The organism is Methylophilus sp. Leaf416 (assembly GCF_001424665.1).
Taxonomy (GTDB): domain Bacteria; phylum Pseudomonadota; class Gammaproteobacteria; order Burkholderiales; family Methylophilaceae; genus Methylophilus.
Genome location: NZ_LMQS01000003.1, coordinates 215170 through 233496, shown reverse-complemented (window position 1 = coordinate 233496; position 18327 = coordinate 215170). Strand labels below are relative to the sequence as shown.

The window sequence follows — 18327 nt, the reverse complement described above, 5'->3', positions numbered from 1 at the left end:
ATACACTGTAAAGATACTGTTTTGCTAGTCAATTCAATGCTTTAAGGGGTGTTTTGCATAAATTAACTTCGATTTCGCTGCTAACATTGTCTTCTAGTAAATCACAAAAGATTTTTTTGTTGCAAATGACTAACTATTTTCTTCACCATCAGAGTCCTCCTCATCTATTTCTTCTTTCTCCGAAAATGCATATCTTTGGTTAGCAGGAAGAAAATGGCTTAAGCAAAAATCCACTTTTGTAATTCCTTCTTTTACATAGTCCAGAGTTGGAATGTCACAATTATTAAGGACGGCACCCGTAAATAAAGCTCCTTCTAAATTTGCTCCGTCAAAGTTTACCTTTGCAATATATGCTCTGCGAAAATCGGCCCCTGCGAGATTAGCACCTTTAAAACTTACATTCCCAAGCGTTGCACATAGGAAATTTGCTCCAATTAATGTTGCATTGTCAAATCTTACTGATTCTAGAAAAGAGTTTTCAAATCTTGCATAAGATAAATTCGAATTTATAAAATGAGTTCCAGAGAGAATCGAATAAACAAAATTTGTCTTTTCACAGATAGAGTCTTCAAAATTGGCATATCTACAGTCTGCGCTTACTAAATTTGAATTGCTAAGATTTGCCTTATAAAGATTGGCATTCCACAAATCCTTACCAATTAAATTTAAACCCTCAAGGTCTAAATAACTCAATGCATCTAAAGCAAACAATTTCTCCCAAGTCGGACGTTGTCTACAAACTGTAGATAACCAAGTACTAAAGGTTGTTTCTGTTGGAAATCGTAGTTTAGAATTTTCCTTAGTGGCTCTAGCACAAGCATTAAGCACGACTAAAAGACCTTCTTCGGCATTTCGAGAAATGTTAATTTCTTGTTCGAAAGTAGGCCTAGGCGTTAGTCTCTCTAATGGGGTGCCATGTTTGAAAATACTAGAAAGAAGTCTAGATAAGTTAGATTGCCAATTTTTTATCATTAGAGGTGTGGCTAAAAATAGTTGCTCAATTTCATTAATGATAAAATTAAATATGTAGGAATCCAGAGCTGTAGCGCCGCACGTAATTATCCATTTATGCAATGCTTCTCGCTCATCCCATCCTTCATCAGGGTCTAAATCATGTTCTTCAAGCTTTTTATTTATTAGTCGTATTTCACGAACTATTCTTTTAGCAGTTAAAAATTCACCAAAGCTTTTATGCGTAAATTCGAAAGTTTTCTCTCCGCCAAAGTCTTTGCCATTTTGTCGAAAATAGAATGCGGTAAGAAGTTGAGTGACTTTTGCTTTCGTATCAGTTTCCATTCCTGCCTGAAATTTAGCCAACAATGAACTGAGTCCGCTATTTTTGCAGTGACTCTCTATTTCTTTAACAGTGGTTGTGCGTCCATTCCCATGCCAGGAAGAAAGAGCTATTTCCTCCAAGATTCTAACGAAGTCTTTTTCTTCGATACCATCTAGTGCGGCATAAGGGTTGCTTGCCCATGCTCGTTCGTAAATCGCCTTGAGGAGATCTGCATATATGGCATTGAGATTTAAATTCTTTGAAAAATCTAAAATTCCTCTTTTTAAGCTTAACGCCACCAAATAATTCAGAAGTGGTTGAGTCGTGATTTCTACAAGATCGTCAATATCTAGTTCAATTGGAAGCCCATAGTAACTGACACCTGTTGCATTACCGTATTTTCTCCACCATTCATTTCTTTGATCTAATTCAAGAAAATTATTTGGATCTGAGTAATTTTCCTGTTCATGAGTGGGAGTCCAATAAGGTAAGACATGTAAGATTTGTCCAATTTTTCTGAAACTACTTTCATTTGCTTGAATAACTAATTCACGACCAGTGATGATCACTTGAGCGGTGAGTTTTTGTTGATTTAATCTATCAGTTTTCCTTTGAACTTCTCTTACAAAATCTTGAGCTACTCTTTCTCCAACTTTACCCTGCATTGATAACTCATCAAGTCCATCAAAAATTATAATTATTCTGTCCTCTTTTTGATCGCCAAGAATTGGATTTACAGTTAGAAAACCATCTTGTTGCACGAATTTCTCAATTGCGTCTAACAAGTCGTTATCGTGATTTAAATGATGTAACGAGATAAATAGTGTTGGAATTTTTCCCGCGCGAGCAAGGCTTGCTGCTAAAACCTTTGCAAATGAAGACTTTCCACTTCCAGGTCCTCCGCTTATTAATCTTATTGCATCATCCTTATCTGATTTTTGAATCCATAAATTAATCTCTGTCTCTAAATCTACGACATGACGTACATTTTTTTCGGAAGAGTTAATGTCAAAATCTGAATCATTGTTTTTTTGTATTTGTTTGCTTAAATAAAATGCTCTTAATGGTACGTAAACCTGATTTAAACTAAATACTTCAAGAAACAGAGGTTGATCAATTTGTTTGCATAGCCAAGATGAGTAATTAGACCATCCTTGAGCTCGAGCATTGGCTTGGGTAAAAGGTGTATTTAATTTATTAATTAATAAGTTATAGGTTTGTTGGTGATTCACCCACTCCTCGTTAAGAGCATTTGCAAAATAAGAAGGTAATCTATCTGCAATTGCATTTGCACTTGGCGAATCAACTTCTAATTGTAAAAGCCAATCTACAAAAGATTTTTTTATTATATTAACAATAGGATCTTTGTCTGGTTTGTCAAAAAATACTTTGTTAATTTGTAACGTGTGTGACTCTAAACTTACATTTACAAATTCAATTAAACTTTCGATAGGGAAATCTTTGCCAAGTCCTATTTTTTCGCTCCACAAAGATTTAATAGTTCTTATCAGAGACCGAAAAATTAGTAGCCATGCAACTTCTTCAGCCTCTGTTTTTAATCCTAGAGTTGAAAGAACCTCGAGTCCATTTTCGCTGGCACTGTCAAATTTTGAGGTAACTAGGGCTATACCCGTTTTAGCGATTGCTATGCCAAAACCTTTGAAGTCAATTTTTATTGACTTTTTTAAAGTAGGGATTGGTTTTGCAATGGAAATATTGATTTCATTCATAATTTTTCTCTTATTTTTTAGATTGTTTAGAAATTCTTCCCAAATTTTTTTAGAGCAATTGTTATCTTAACTTGTAGAAAGATACTTATTGAAATTTATACGCTGCTGAAACTTTTTTTGATCTGAGTCACCGAAATTTAAGCAGGGCCGTCTATAATTTTCTGTGTTTATCATCTATTCAAAGCTAAGATATAGCTTTCATGAAATCAGAACCATCCTCCTCAGCTCTTCATGTTTGTAACAAGCATCGCACTGGCTATGATTTCGTTGTACTTGTTAAAGCCCATCCAATATTATCCCAATACGTCCGCCCAAACGCGTATGGCGATGACTCAATAGACTTCGCAAACCCACAAGCCGTAAAAGCTTTAAACCAGGCCTTACTCAAGCATTATTACGGTGTGGCGGTATGGGATATTCCAAAGAATTACTTATGTCCGCCTATCCCCGGGCGGGCGGATTATTTGCATTATCTGGCGGATTTATTGGCAGAGACTCTTCCAAACTTAGCCCCGGAGCAAGTGCGGTTACTGGATATTGGCACGGGTGCGAATCTGGTTTATCCGCTGATTGCTGCGCATGCTTATGGCTGGCAATGTGTGGGTGTGGATATTGATAGTAAAGCTTTGAGTAATGCACAACAAATCATCGACGCGAATGGTTTGCAGCAGCAGATCAGTTTGCGTCAGCAGCCTAAGCCTGAATCTATTTTCAAAGGTGTGATTTTGCCGGGCGAGCAATTTACGCTCACTTTATGTAACCCGCCTTTTCATGCATCTGCCGCTGAAGCGTTGGCGGGCACGCAGCGCAAATGGCGCGGGTTGGGTAAAAAGCCGCCGCAGGCACTGAATTTTGGCGGGCAGTCTAATGAGCTGTTTTGTGCGGGTGGTGAGGCGGCGTTTTTAACCACCATGATCAGCGAGAGCAGATTGTTCACTAAGCAATGCGTTTGGTTTACCACGCTGGTCTCCAAATCCACTAATTTGCCGTTGGTGTACCGCGAACTCAAAAAAGCGCAGGCGGTGACAGTGAAAACGGTGGAGATGGCACAAGGGCAGAAACAAAGCCGGTTTGTGGCGTGGACGTTTCAGCCTGAATTATCTAAAAAGCGCATTTAATCAGCAGCTTGCAAATAAACTTTAGGCGGCTTAAGCGTTGTGAGGGATAATAGCGCCCTTATCTTTTTGCAGCAGTCGGAGTTTCCCCCATGGAAGTCAAAGTCAACTTTCTCGATAAGTTACGTCTTGAGGCCAAGTTCGATGACTTCACGGTGATTGCCGACCAGCCTATCCGCTATAAAGGCGATGGCTCGGCGCCTGGGCCGTTCGATTACTTTCTGGCTTCATCAGCTTTGTGTGCGGCTTATTTTGTGAAGCTGTATTGCAGCACGCGCAATATCCCTACCGAGAACATCCGCCTGTCGCACAACAATATCGTTGACCCGGAAAACCGCTACAAACAGATTTTCAAAATCCAGATTGAATTGCCGACCGATATCTCTGAAAAAGATCGTATTGGTATTTTGCGTTCGATTGACCGTTGTACTGTGAAAAAAGTGGTGCAGGCGAGCCCGGATTTCATCATTGAAGAAGTAGCTAACCTGGATGCGGATGCACAGGCGTTGCTGACAGTGGATACGGCAGCAGAATCGCAGACGTATATCACCGGCAAAGACTTGCCGCTGGAGCAGACCATCGCCAATATGACCAGTGTGCTGGCCGGGCTGGGGATCAAGATCGAGATCGCTTCGTGGCGCAATATTGTGCCTAACGTGTGGTCGCTACATATCCGCGATGCGCATTCGCCGATGTGTTTTACCAACGGCAAAGGATCGACCAAGGAAAGCGCGCTGGCGTCAGCGCTGGGCGAGTATATCGAGCGGCTGAGTAACAACCATTTTTATGCCGGCTCGTACTGGGGCGAAGAGATTGCCAATGCAGAATTTGTGCATTACCCGAACGAGCGCTGGTTCAAGCCTGGCCGCAAGGATGCGTTGCCGAAAGAGATTCTCGATGAATACACGCTGGAGATTTATAACCCGGATGGCGAACTGCGCGGCTCGCACCTGATAGACACCAATTCCGGCAATGCCGAGCGCGGTATCTGTTCACTGCCGTTTGTGCGGCAGTCGGATGGCGAGACGGTGCACTTTCCGACCAACCTGGTGGAAAACCTGTTTGTCAGCAATGGCATGAGTGCGGGCAATACGCTGGTGGAAGCGCAGGTGCAATGTTTATCCGAGATTTTTGAGCGTGCAGTGAAACGCGAAATCATTGAAGGCGAAATTAGTTTGCCGGATGTGCCGCAGGAAGTGCTGGCGAAATACCCTGGCGTGGTGGCGGGGATCAAAGGGCTGGAAGAGCAGGGTTTCCCGGTATTAGTCAAAGATGCCTCATTGGGCGGTGAATATCCGGTCATGTGTGTGACTTTGATGAATCCACGTACTGGGGGCGTATTCGCCTCATTCGGTGCGCACCCGAACATGGAAGTTGCGCTGGAACGCAGCCTGACCGAATTGCTGCAAGGCCGCAGTTTTGAAGGCCTCAATGATCTGCCGCAGCCTACCTTCGCCAGCGAAGCGGTGACTGAGCCGAATAACTTTGTTGAACACTTTATTGATTCCAGCGGCATCGTGTCGTGGCGCTTTTTCAGTGCCAAGGCCGATTACGAATTCGTGGAGTGGGATTTCTCCGGTGAGGGCGATGATGCCAATGCCGAGGAAGCCGCAACCATGTTTGGCATGCTGGCCGACATGGGTAAAGAAGCTTACGTGGCGGTGTATGACCAATTAGGCGCGACTGCATGCCGTATATTGGTGCCGGGTTACTCCGAGATTTACCCGGTAGAAGACCTGGTGTGGGATAACACCAACAAGTCGCTTCTGTTCCGCGAAGATATCCTGAACTTGCATACTCTGGATGACGCCAGCCTGGAAGTATTGCTGGACCGCCTGGAGAATAACGAGCTGGATGATTACGGCGATATCGGCACTCTGATCGGGATTCAGTTTGATGAGAATACTGACTGGGGTCAGCTCACCGTGCTGGAATTGAAGTTATTGATAAACCTTGCCTTGCAGCAATTTGAAGAAGCGCAAGAGCTGGTTGGCGCCTTTTTGCAATATAACGACAACACGCTGGAACGCGGCTTGTTTTACCAGGCGCTGAATGTGGTGCTGGAAGTGATGCTGGATGACGAGCTGGAACTGGCCGATTATGAAACCAATTTCCGCCGTATGTTTGGCGATGCGCGCATGGATGCTGTGATCGGTTCAGTCGATGGCAGTGTGCATTTCTATGGCTTGACGCCAACCAGCGTGAAGCTGGAAGGGCTGGACAGGCATCATCGCCTGATTGATAGCTACAGGAAGCTGCACGCGGCGCGGGGCAAGGCCGCTTAGATGATTTGCTGCTTGATTTAACAGGCCGCGAAAGCTGAAATATATTGCAATCATTAGAAAACGTTGAATAGGGCGTATAATAGCTTCACCCTGTGACCTTCCAATCATCACAGCGGCCTAGCAAACCTCTATAAATATAATCTTCGTTTGTCCAGATTGGTGTTGCGATTCGCAACAGACCAGCGCCCAATAATTTGTTGTGTGGCCTTTTCATATGCGCCACACACGCTCTATAAGTGAATTACTTTGTCCATAGAAAACAATACCCCTGCAAACGTGACGTTTGCTGATTTAAATTTATGCGAGCCGGTGCAACGTGCGATTGCCGATGCCGGCTACACCATCCCTACGCCTATCCAGGCACAGGCGATCCCTTATGTATTACGCGGCGGTGATTTGCTGGCCGGTGCACAAACCGGTACCGGCAAAACAGCTGGTTTTACCTTGCCGATTTTGCATCGCCTGACTGAACATCCTTTAAACACACCTGCCGGAAAACCGCGGTGCCTGATTCTTTCACCGACGCGCGAGCTGGCGGCGCAAATTGGTGAATCAGTCACCACTTACGGTAAATATCTGCCACTTAAAAGCATGGTGGTGTTTGGCGGTGTGGGCGTGAATCCGCAAATCAACCGCTTGCGCAAACCGGTGGATATCCTGGTGGCAACCCCTGGACGTTTGCTGGACCTGGTGCAACAGAAAGCGCTGGATTTATCCGGCATCGAAATCCTGGTGCTGGATGAAGCCGACCGTATGCTGGACATGGGCTTTATCCATGACATTAAAAAAGTGCTGGCTTTGCTGCCGAAGAAACGCCAGAGCCTGCTGTTCTCGGCCACCTTCTCGGATGACATCAAGAAACTGGCGGATAACCTGCTGAATGCGCCTGACCTGGTGGAAGTGGCACGTCGCAATGCGTCGAACGCGCTGATTGAACAGAGTGTGCACATGGTGCCGCAAGCGCATAAACGCGCCATGGTCAGCCACCTGATCAAACAGAACCAGTGGACGCAGGTGTTGATTTTTACCCGCACCAAACATGGTGCCAACCGCCTGGCTGAGAAACTGGTGAAAGATGGCATACCCGCCATGGCGATTCACGGCAACAAGAGCCAGAATGCGCGCACCGCGGCATTGGCCGAGTTTAAAGCAGGCACGATTCCGGCGCTGGTGGCGACGGATATTGCCGCACGCGGGCTGGACATTGACCAGTTGCCGCAAGTGGTGAATTTTGAACTGCCGAATGTGCCGGAAGATTATGTGCACCGCATTGGCCGTACCGGCCGTGCAGGCAGCACTGGCGCGGCAATTTCACTGGTAGATCGCGAAGAGCTCGGCATGTTGAAAGACATTGAGAAGTTGATTAAACGCGAAATCCCACGTGTGGCGGTGGAAGGCTTTGTTGCTCCGGAAAAAGGCAGTGAAGAGCCGGATCGCCCGCCACGCGGACAGAATCCGCGCGGGCAAAATAACGGTCGTTCCAAACAAGGGCAGCCACAGAAATCCGCTGGCAATGCGAATAACCAGAAATCTCCTCAGCAGCGCCAGTCACAGCCTAATGGCCAGCGTGCGGCGCAGGTGGATGGCAACAGGCCTGCGCAGGGCAATGCTGGTCAGCGCAATGGCAACCAGGCGAATAAGCCTGCACAACATCGCCAGGGCGCTAGTGCTCAGGGTGGTAACCAGGGCGCTGGTCAATCACAAGGCAATAGACCTCAAGGGGCAAATAGGTCTCAAAATGGCAATAAGCCACAAGGTGCGTTGTTTACACCTAAGCCAGGAGCTAACGCTAACAGGCAAACCCCGAAAGCGCGTTAATGCAAATTTGGGTGGATGCTGACGCGTGCCCGGTGGTGATCAAGGAAATCCTGTTCCGCGCCGCCGAACGCGCAAAAATATCCACCATTTTTGTTGCCAATAAATTGCTGCGGGTGCCACCTTCGCCTTATTTGCGGGCGATGCAAGTCGCTAAAGGCTTTGATGTCGCCGATAACGTGATTGTCGCGGCACTGGAAGCCGGGGATCTGGTGATTACGGCTGACATCCCCTTTGCTGCGCAAGTGATTGAAAAGGGCGGTCACGCACTGAACCCGCGCGGGGAGTTTTATTCGCGTGAAAACATCAAGGAATGTTTATCCATGCGCGATTTTATGGAGTCATTGCGCGCAAGTGGTGTGGAAACCTCAGGCCCGAGTGCCATGCAATCTTCCGATCGCCACGCGTTCGCCAAACAGCTGGACCAGTTTCTGGCGCGGCTTCCACGTTAAACTTCCTCTAAACCCACCTGTGACATATCCCTGATGGTGATTGGCCTGGCCCGGTAAAAGCCTTGTGAGTAGTCACAGGCCATTTCTTTCAGCAGATTCTCCTGCGCCAGCGTTTCCACCCCTTCTGCTATCAGCCTGATATTGAGTTGTTTCCCCATATAAATAATGGTTTTGCACAAGGCCAGGTCGTTGGCATTTTCTGTGATGTTGTTGATAAATGATCTATCAATCTTCACGTAATCAATCTTGAACTTGTTCAGGTAAGCCAGTGATGAGTAGCCGGTGCCAAAGTCATCCAGTGCCAGCCGGATACCGTGTTCATTGATCTTGCTCAGGTTATCCAGCACATGGTTGGAAGGTTCCAGTAACAGGCCTTCGGTAATTTCAAAACAAAAATGTGCGCCAGGGATATTGCGGCTGGTGATATTGGCGATAAATTGATGAATAGATTCTGACTGTGCAAATTGAATCGGTGACAGATTGATGCAGATTTCGATGTCGCCAAAGTGTTGAGTTAGGGTTGTGAAATCACTAAGCACCTGCTGGAACACCCATTCGCCAAGCTCGATAATACTGCCGTTTTCTTCGGCGATGCCGATAAAAACATTGGGCGGTACGGTGCCGAATTCGGGGTGGTACCAGCGCAGTAATGCTTCAACTTTTTCGCAGCGCTGGTTCTGCAGGTTAAAGATCGGCTGGTATTGCAGGTAAAGCTGGTGTCTTTCCACCGCATGGCGCAACTCGTTGCCCAGCTGGGTGCGCTTGGTAAATACTTCATGCATGTTTTCATTAAACAGGATGAATTTATTCTTACCTGTTCTTTTTGCCTGGTACATGGCCTCATCGGCAAACATGATCAGTTCTTCCACATTGCGGCTGTTATCCGGGAACAGCGAGGCGCCCATGCTGATGGAGACCAGGAATGACTTTTGCTGAACCTTGAACGGTGCCTCCATGAGCTCGATCAGCCTTGCGCAGAAAGTATTCAACGCCTGGTGATCAGAGTTTTCCTGCATCAGGATCAAAAACTCATCACCTCCAAAGCGGGCAATGATGTTGGGCGGCGCAATAATGGACTTGAGGCGGTCTGCCACCTTGATCAGCACTTCATCGCCGATGGCATGGCCGGCGGTATCGTTGATTTCCTTGAAATTATCCAGGTCGATAATGATGACGCCAATTTTAGCCAGGCCGATTTCAGACTGGTTTAAAGCCTCTGACAGCTTGGTTTTCAGGAGATAACGGTTAGGTAACTCTGTCAGGAAATCGTGATTGGCCTGAAAGCGGATTTTCTCTTCGGCTTCCATCGCCTGTTTTTTGCTCGATTTATACAACTTGATCAGCTGGAACAACAGCACGATCGCAAAAAACGAGATGGTCGCGATCAGGTATTGGATAAACGGATTCTCGGGCTTCTTTTGCCAGGTATCCAGTATATCGGGCGGATTGGTGCCGATCTGCAATACCGCTTTATTGAGGATGCTTCGCAGCAACGGGTGTTCGTCGCTGACCGCCATAAACACTTTGCTGGTGATGGGCGTGGTGCCGCCTTTCCTGATGGATTTTATTTTGTGGTAATCAATGTGGTAGTCCAGCACCAGTTCGTTGCCGATATAAGCATCTACCGCATGCGCATCCAGTTGCTCAAACGCATCGTCAGCGATGTCGAATAATTTGAGGTCTATATCCGGGACTGCTGCTTTCAGTTCCTGCCCGACCAGCCCGCTTTTAAATACCGCCACTTTTTTTTGCGAGAGCTGGTTGAGGTTGGTTTGGCCTGGATTGAACCCGCTGTTAGCGGCAACATAAATGGCATTGGTAACATCCAGGTAAGGTGTGGCAACCAGGTGGAAACCCTGCGGCAGGCGTTTGTTGCGAATGCCGGTGATCACCTCGGCTTCATTGCCATTGATGTTGGGATGGTAGTCAACAATGGTAAACGTCAAGCCCGTAAGCAGGCTGATTTGGTGCAGGTAATCAACCGAAATACCAGCGTGCTTTTGATTCTCCAGTTGAAACTCAATCGGCATCCAGCCACTCTTGACGGCAACCCTGATGCTGGGGTGCTCTTTGATCCATGCTTTTTCCTGCACTGAGAGTGGAAGAGGGGTAAGCAGGTTGACTTCAGGAAGATGGTTAGGCAGCACTTCTTCAGCGAAAGCCAACATGGAGACAAATGTACCAATGACTAATGCCAACTGTTTAAGCCTGCGTAAACGAGATGCGATTAAGCGGTCTGATCCCATATTCTTTTAAGTCCTTGGCATTGCGGTGATTTCAATCAGGCTGTGTTGATGTCAATGCCTACAGAGAATGGATAAGCGCATGGGTTGTTTGTATATTGATCATTATATTTATTTTTATCTAAGAACGACCATATTTCACTGCACTCTTTTTAAGTTGCAAATATGAATTGAGCGTATGGATAAAAATCCTTGGATGAAGAAGACGTTGGTTTTATAAACCCAGGTTGAATCCGTGCGATTCTTCCTACAGTAAATTCAGAAGAAAAGGCATAGTACGTTTGCAGGTAAGTCCGCATGATTGAGCCTAATAAAACAAAGTCATTCGATAGGCGGATGACTGAATTTAAAATTGCTACTTACCAGGAGATTTACCATGAGAACCGTATCAGATGCGCCATCAAAAAAAGCTACCCCAGTGACTGCCGTTAAGCACGATGTGATTGTGCTGCTGAAAAATGACCATGACGAGGTCAAAAAAATGTTCAAGCAGTTTGATAAGCTTGCTGAAAAAGGCGATATCAAAGGCAAGGTCAGCATTGCCAATAAAATCTGTTTAGAACTGATTGCACATACTATTGCCGAAGAAGAAATTTTCTATCCTGGTGCACGTGCCGCTACCGAAGATGACGCGATGATCAATGAAGGTATTGTTGAGCATGAAAGCGCCAAAGAGCTGATTGCTCAAATCCAGGAAATGGACCCTGAAGATGAAATGTACGATGCAAAAGTCACCGTGCTTGGTGAGTACATTAATCACCATGTGGATGAAGAAGAGGAAGAAATGTTTCCTGAGGTAAGGAAATCCAAGGAATTGGATTTACGTGGACTGGCAGTGACCTTTACCGCGCGCAAGGAAGAAATACTGAGCAAATTGAACGGCGACAACGGTGAAATTAACGTCCAGGAATTGAAAACACTAGTTGGCGTGCCATCAAAACACTAATGCTTTTGAGTAGGCAAACGCCTGCTTTTAGAGTTGTTTAGAAAAGACCCAGGAATTGTTTCCCGGGTCTTTTTCTTTGCATTAAAGATGGCGGGTAGTGTGGAAAAGCGGAAATTCTATGATTGGTATAAATGATTAGCTTTGATGTAATACAGCACTTTTTCGGGTATTCCAGGGACGGACGCAACCTCTAGCTGGCCCAACGCTTCTCGAATGCGCGTGGATGAAATATCCGGCGGGGTCACAGGCAAGTAACTGATAAAGCCATGCGCATTCTCGGTAAATTGCTCTGCTGCATGAGCAATATCCACCAGCCTGTTTTCGTGTTCGGTATGCAGCTGTAACTTTTGTTCAGCATCTGCTCTATGCACGACCAGTAAATGGCAGTAATCAAGTAGCTCCAGCCAGCGGTGCCAGGTGGGCAGCTTGAGGTAACTGTCTTGTCCCATGATCAGACACAGTACTTGATCCGGCAGGCGCTTGTGCAATAAGTGCAATGTTTCTATCGTATAGGATGGACCCTGGCGATCAAGTTCGCAGGTGTCCAGGATAAAGTCAGGATGATCCGCAATCGCCAACTGGACCATAGTGGCTCTATGTTGTGCAGTGACTGCCGGGATGGCTTTGTGTGGCGGAATCGCCGATGGGATAAAACGTATCTGGCTGCAGTGTAAGGTATCGAGTACGGTTTTCGCCAGCACCAGATGCCCGCTATGGATGGGGTTAAAGGTGCCGCCAAAAATGCCTATAAGTTCCATCTTAGTAGTTCTTTCGGCCCATCAATAAAATTTGAAGATTGCATCAATCGAGCACCGCGAAGCGCTCGATTTACGCAATTTTAAGCGCGAACGTGGCCGTCACCGAGGACGATATACTTCAGCGACGTCAACCCATCCAGACCCACCGGTCCGCGCGCATGCAGTTTATCGGTGGAAATACCAATCTCCGCGCCAAAACCGTATTCAAAGCCATCGGCAAAGCGGGTGGAGGCGTTGACCATCACACTGCTGGAATCCACTTCACGCAAGAACTGGCGTGCTTTGGTATAGTTCTCGGTCACAATCGCTTCGGTATGCTGGCTGGAGTGCTGGTTGATATGTGTAATCGCCTGTTCCAGGCCGCTGACCACTTTGCAGGAAATAATTGCATCCAGGTATTCGGTGTAATAGTCTTCTTCCGTCGCAGCAACCGCTTGTGGTACCAGTGCGAGTGTCTCTTCGCAACCCCGGATTTCAATGCCTTTGCTAATGAGCATTTCCGCCAGTTTAGGCAGGGCAGTTGCCGCAATGCTACGCGCTACCAGTAGTGACTCGGCAGTGTTGCAAGTCCCCAGTCGCTGGGTTTTGGAATTTTCCAGAATACGCAGAGCTTTATCCAGGTCGGCTTCGTCATCCACATAGACGTGACAATTGCCATCCAGATGTTTGATCACTGGAATGCGTGCCTCATTGCTGATACGCTCGATCAGCCCTTTGCCGCCACGTGGCACGATCACATCCACATATTGTTTCATGGTGATCAGTTCGCCAACCGCCGCGCGGTCAGTGGTTTCGACCACCAGTACCGCAGCTTGTGGCAGTCCGGCTTGCGCCAGGCCCTGATGAACTAATTTAGCCAGCGCTTGGTTGCAATGGATGGCTTCAGAACCGCCACGCAAAATACAGGCATTGCCGGATTTGATACACAAACCGGCCGCATCCACCGTTACGTTTGGACGTGCTTCGTAAATAATGCCAATCACGCCTAGCGGTACCCGCATCTGGCCGATCTGGATACCGGAAGGACGGTATTTAAAATTGCTCATTTCGCCGATAGGGTCAGCCAGGCTGGCGATTTGTTCCAGGCCTTCTGCCATGGTGGCGATAGATTTTTCGCTCAGCGCCAGGCGATCCAGCATCGCGGCTTCCATGCCATTGGCTTTTGCGGCGTCCAGATCTTGCTGGTTGGCGGCGAGCAGGGCTTTTTCATGATGGCGGATCAGGGCAGCGATATTGCGCAATGCCTGGTTCTTGGTATTGGTATCCGCCTTCGCCATTAAACGGGAGGCGGCACGCGCCTGCTCTCCCAGTTCTTTCATGTAGTGTTTAATATCCATAGCCTGTTATTTTATCCTAAACCCACTTCACCCAAAAATTAGCGTGTTCTTGTTGCGCCGGCTCTAGCCGATTTACTTGCTGCCATCCTGGCGATGCCGGTACACAGCCTGGATAATTCCAGCCAGGCATCGCCATCGCCTACACCTTTGGCAATTCGGTCAATGTCTGACAGTTTTTGCAGTGCAGCTTCGATATGTTTTTGCGGTAAAAATTCCAATGCGCGTTTAACTAATTGCTGGCGGTCGCCAAACAGCCTGGCCTGGGTCAGTGCATTTTGCATGGATTGCCCGCTTTGCATGGCCAGCCGGACTTGCAATAGCGGGCGGAATAACCATACCAGCGGGTTCATCACGGTGACAGCGGTTTCGCCTTCTTCACGCAGGCCTTCAATGATACGCAGGATGCGGCTCTGGTCGCCGTGCAACATCGCTTCGCCTAATTGTGAAACATCGAAACGCGCGACATTCAGCACACATTGCCGAATAGCCTCTTCAGTTAAGGCACCGGCAGGATACAACAATCCCAGTTTCTGTATTTCCTGGTGCGCTGCCAGCAAATTACCTTCAACCTGCTCGGCAATGAAACGGCGGGACACTTCATCTGCAGTCTGTTGTTGTAAAGCCAGCCGCTGGCCTATCCAGTCAGGCAATTGCGCTAATGGCACCTGGTTGTGGATTAATACCACCCCTTGTTGTAACAGCGCTTCGTACCAGGCACTGTTAGTCATGTCCCGGTCTGGCGCGGGTAGGGTGATGATAATGGTAGTGTCTGCTGCAGGTAATCCAGCTAATTCCTGCAAGGCTTTGCCACCCTCAACACCGGGCTTTCCGGTGGGAATATTGATTTCGAGAATACGTTGCTCGGCAAACAGCGAGAAGCTTTGCAAGAACTGGCTGACCTGGCCCCAATTGAAATAGCGCTCTACAGTAAAACTGGCGCGCTCCTGGGCGCCATGCTGGCGTGCCGCAGCGCGGATTTTATCTATGGATTCGGTAATTGAAAGCGGCTCATCACCTGCCAGCACATATAAATGCTGTTTGGGTGGCAGGTGTTGCGCCAGTTGCGCAGCCTGGATGCGCATAAACTTACTCGGCTTTTTTCAATGCTGACAGGCGACGCAAAATACCGTTTAGCACGTCAGTTTGCATGCTTTCGGTCAGCAGTTTTTGTTCTTGCTGTTTAGCGAGCAAATTGGCATCGTTATAGGTATAGTCGCGACGGCCTTCCATCACCAGTGGCAGGCCCCAGACAGGTTCACCGGCTACCTTGGTACGGTATTGCACACGGTAGTACAGTTCATACTCACGCACCACACCAGTACCGCTCAGGGATAGAATGCGTTGCTCGTTTTCTTCCTTTAATAACTCTAGCTGTAACTCGGCATCTTCAGCACTTTCGACCAGTTTGATCCCTTGCTCGGTCAACGCTTTGCGTAAAGGCTTAGAAATGGTGGAGCTGCCAGAAATGAACATGGTCTTGAACGCAATTGGCGATGGCTGGCGCAATTGAAAACCGCAGGAGGTTAACGCTGCCACTAATACCAGCCAGCCACAATTTTTCACAATACTGGTTAGTGAAAACCGGTTCAGCGAAAATGGTGTCAGGCGGGAAAGCAGCATGGTCATCCTTTCTACGAAATTCAACGCTAATATTTAGCTAAGCGACAACGATGTTAATCAATTTATTTGGCACGACAATGATCTTTTTGACGCTGCCTTCATTAAGGAATTTTTGTACAAAGTCCTGGTTGACGGCGGTCGCTTCAATTTGTTCTTTTGCCATACTCTTGGGAATATTAATACTGCCACGCAACTTGCCATTCACTTGAACGACATATTCAACTTCGTCCTGCACCAGTGCCGAATTGGCAGGCTCAGGCCATTTCGCAGCCAAGATATCTTCTCCCAGGTTCAACGTTTGCCACATGACTTGTGCGATATGCGGTGCGATGGGTGACAGTACACGTAACAGAATGCTGTAGCCTTCAAAAGCCACTGCCTGCCAATCTTTTTCTGCGTCTTTCTGTACTTTTTCCAGCGTGTTGAGTATTTTCATACATGCTGAAGCCACGGTGTTGAATTGCAGCTTGGCCAGGTCAACATTGGCTTGCTTTAAGACAGTATGAATTTCGCGGCGGTGATTAGCCAGTTCCCCAGTCAGCTTGTTTGGCATTTCACCTGGCTGAGTTTCAGACAGCACATAACCGTAATTCCAGACACGTTTCAGGAAGCGGTGCGAGCCTTCAACACCGCTGTCAGACCATTCCAGCGTTTGCTCAGGTGGTGCGGCAAACATCATGAAAAAGCGCGCGGTATCTGCACCGTATTGTTCAATCAGTGATTGTGGGTCGACGCCGTTACGCTTGGATTTGGACATGGTGCCTATGCCCTGGTAATCAATCGCCGAGCCATCAACAACCAGTTTGGCACCGGTGATCTTGCCATTGTCATCCTGCACCAGTTCGACTTCTTCAGGCGCAAAGTACTCAATGCCGCCTTTTGCGGTACGGCGTGAGAAAATATGGTTGAGCACCATGCCTTGGGTCAGCAGGTTGGCAAACGGTTCATCGTAATTGACCAGGCCAAGGTCACGCATGACCTTGCTCCAGAAACGTGAGTACAGTAGATGTAAAATCGCATGCTCAATGCCGCCGATGTACTGGTCTATCGGCATCCAGTGATTGGTTTGTGCATCGACCATTGCATCTGCGCTGAACCCAGACGCATAACGTGCGTAATACCAGCTGGAATCGACGAAGGTATCCATGGTATCGGTTTCGCGCTTGGCTGGTTTGCCGCAGCTCGGGCAGGTGCAATTCAAAAAGTCTTTGCGCTTGTTTAGCGGGTTGCCTGAACCATCCGGCACGCAGTCTTCCGGCAATTTGACCGGTAACTGGTCGTCTGGCACCGGGACGCTACCACAGCTTTCGCAATGGATAATAGGGATCGGGCAGCCCCAGTAGCGTTGACGGGAAATGCCCCAGTCACGCAGGCGCCAGTTGGTCTGTTTGCCGCCCAGGTCTTTTTCGGCCAGGTCAGCAGCCACAGCATCTATCGCTTGCGTATAGTTCAGATCGTTGTATTTACCGGAGTAAATGCAAAGCCCTTTGCTTTTCTCGCCGTACCATTCCTGCCAGGCGCTGTTGTCAAAGGATTGATCCATCACGCTAATGACCTGCTTGATGGGCAGACTATATTTCTTGGCAAAGCCAAAATCGCGTTCGTCGTGCGCAGGCACAGCCATCACAGCACCTTCGCCATAAGTCATCAGCACATAGTTACCTACCCACACCGGCACCTGTTCACCAGTCAGCGGATGGGTGACAGTTAGCCCGGTATCCATGCCTTCTTTTTCCATGGTCGCCATGTCGGCTTCCATGACGGAACCTTGCTTGCATTTATCAATAAAGGCTTGCAGGGCAGGATTGTTTTGCGCGGCATGCGTGGCCAGCGGATGCTCGGCAGCCACCGCGCAGAAGGTTACGCCCATGATAGTGTCGGCGCGAGTGGTGAATACCCACAGCTTGCCATCATCGATCAGCTTGCCATCATTATTTTGGATGGTATGCGGAAATGCAAAACGCACGCCCACACTTTTACCTATCCAGTTGGCTTGCATGGTTTTCACACGCTCTGGCCAGCCTGGCAATTTATCCAGGTCATCCAGCAGTTGCTGGGCGTGGCCGGTGATGTTCAGGTAGTAGCCGGGAATCTCTCGTTTCTCAACCAGTGCACCCGTGCGCCAGCCGCGGCCGTCAATCACCTGCTCATTGGCCAGTACGGTTTGATCGACCGGATCCCAGTTCACGACCTGGGTTTTTTTGTAAGCAATGCCTTTTTCCAGCATGCGCAGGAACAGCCACTGGTTCCATTTGTAATATTCAGGCTGGCAGGTCGCCAGTTCACGGCTCCAGTCAATGGCAAAGCCTAGGGACTGTAATTGTTTGCGCATATAGGCAATGTTGTCATAGGTCCATTGTGCAGGCGGAACCTTGTTCTGGATGGCAGCATTTTCGGCCGGCAGGCCAAACGCATCCCAACCCATAGGTTGCAATACGTTAAAACCTTTCATGTGATGGTAGCGGCTAAGTACGTCGCCAATGGTGTAATTGCGAACATGACCCATATGCAACTTACCGCTTGGGTAAGGAAACATGGATAAACAATAGTACTTGGGTTTGCTGCTTTCAGGCTTGGCTAAAAAGCTTTGTCTGGCGCCCCAGAATTGCTGTGCCTGTTGTTCGACTTCTTTAAATGGATACTGCTGTTGCATGTGATTGGGACGCGATTACTAAAAAAGTAATTATACCTGAGAACCCTGCAGCTTGTGGTTTGTGAGAGATATGACAGGCAACGGCCAAACCACTTAA

12 protein-coding genes are annotated in these 18327 nt (G+C 47.7%); 5 read left to right on the top strand and 7 right to left on the bottom strand.

Features of this window, described 5'->3' with window-relative positions; translation table 11 throughout:
- Positions 1–129 precede the first annotated feature (129 nt).
- Positions 130–3006, bottom strand: a complete 2877-nt coding sequence (locus tag ASG34_RS09005) for a pentapeptide repeat-containing protein (protein ID WP_055829699.1) — start codon at positions 3004–3006, stop codon at positions 130–132.
- A gap of 200 nt (positions 3007–3206) precedes the next feature.
- Between ASG34_RS09005 and rlmF the strand changes: the two genes are divergently transcribed.
- From rlmF to ASG34_RS08985, 4 genes are all read left to right on the top strand, one after another.
- Complete coding sequence (rlmF, locus tag ASG34_RS09000; RefSeq protein WP_055829698.1) at positions 3207–4124, top strand: 23S rRNA (adenine(1618)-N(6))-methyltransferase RlmF; 918 nt, start codon at positions 3207–3209, stop codon at positions 4122–4124.
- Between the two features lie 89 nt (positions 4125–4213).
- On the top strand, positions 4214–6406 hold the full coding sequence (locus ASG34_RS08995) for an OsmC domain/YcaO domain-containing protein (RefSeq protein ID WP_055829696.1): 2193 nt from the start codon (positions 4214–4216) through the stop codon (positions 6404–6406).
- A gap of 246 nt (positions 6407–6652) precedes the next feature.
- Complete coding sequence (locus ASG34_RS08990; protein ID WP_055829693.1) at positions 6653–8224, top strand: DEAD/DEAH box helicase; 1572 nt, start codon at positions 6653–6655, stop codon at positions 8222–8224.
- On the top strand, positions 8224–8673 hold the full coding sequence (locus ASG34_RS08985; protein WP_055829691.1) for a YaiI/YqxD family protein: 450 nt from the start codon (positions 8224–8226) through the stop codon (positions 8671–8673). Before ASG34_RS08990 ends, ASG34_RS08985 begins: the two co-directional genes overlap by 1 nt.
- Here the strand turns inward: ASG34_RS08985 and ASG34_RS08980 are convergent.
- Positions 8670–10919, bottom strand: a complete 2250-nt coding sequence (locus tag ASG34_RS08980; protein ID WP_055829690.1) for an EAL domain-containing protein — start codon at positions 10917–10919, stop codon at positions 8670–8672. The genes ASG34_RS08985 and ASG34_RS08980 overlap by 4 nt on opposite strands.
- 373 nt (positions 10920–11292) lie before the next feature.
- Here ASG34_RS08980 and ASG34_RS08975 point away from each other — a divergent pair, with 373 nt between their 5' ends.
- Positions 11293–11862 carry a hemerythrin domain-containing protein gene (locus ASG34_RS08975; RefSeq protein ID WP_055829689.1) on the top strand — a complete coding sequence of 190 codons (570 nt, stop codon included), beginning with the start codon at positions 11293–11295 and terminating at the stop codon, positions 11860–11862.
- Positions 11863–11978: 116 nt separating this feature from the next.
- On the opposite strand, the gene nadD is transcribed toward ASG34_RS08975, so the two are convergent.
- From nadD to leuS, 5 genes are all read right to left on the bottom strand, one after another.
- Positions 11979–12620 carry a nicotinate-nucleotide adenylyltransferase gene (nadD, locus tag ASG34_RS08970; protein ID WP_055829688.1) on the bottom strand — a complete coding sequence of 214 codons (642 nt, stop codon included), beginning with the start codon at positions 12618–12620 and terminating at the stop codon, positions 11979–11981.
- A gap of 80 nt (positions 12621–12700) precedes the next feature.
- On the bottom strand, positions 12701–13957 hold the full coding sequence (locus ASG34_RS08965; protein ID WP_055829687.1) for a glutamate-5-semialdehyde dehydrogenase: 1257 nt from the start codon (positions 13955–13957) through the stop codon (positions 12701–12703).
- A 38-nt stretch (positions 13958–13995) separates the two neighbouring features.
- The gene (gene holA, locus ASG34_RS08960; RefSeq protein ID WP_055829685.1) at positions 13996–15039 is read right to left on the bottom strand and encodes a DNA polymerase III subunit delta; all 1044 of its coding nucleotides are present in this window, start codon (positions 15037–15039) and stop codon (positions 13996–13998) included.
- Positions 15040–15043: 4 nt separating this feature from the next.
- Positions 15044–15577: an LPS-assembly lipoprotein LptE gene (locus tag ASG34_RS08955; RefSeq protein ID WP_055829683.1), complete on the bottom strand. Its 534-nt coding sequence runs from the start codon at positions 15575–15577 to the stop codon at positions 15044–15046.
- A gap of 37 nt (positions 15578–15614) precedes the next feature.
- Positions 15615–18230, bottom strand: a complete 2616-nt coding sequence (gene leuS / locus ASG34_RS08950) for a leucine--tRNA ligase (protein ID WP_055829680.1) — start codon at positions 18228–18230, stop codon at positions 15615–15617.
- Positions 18231–18327: the final 97 nt, after the last annotated feature.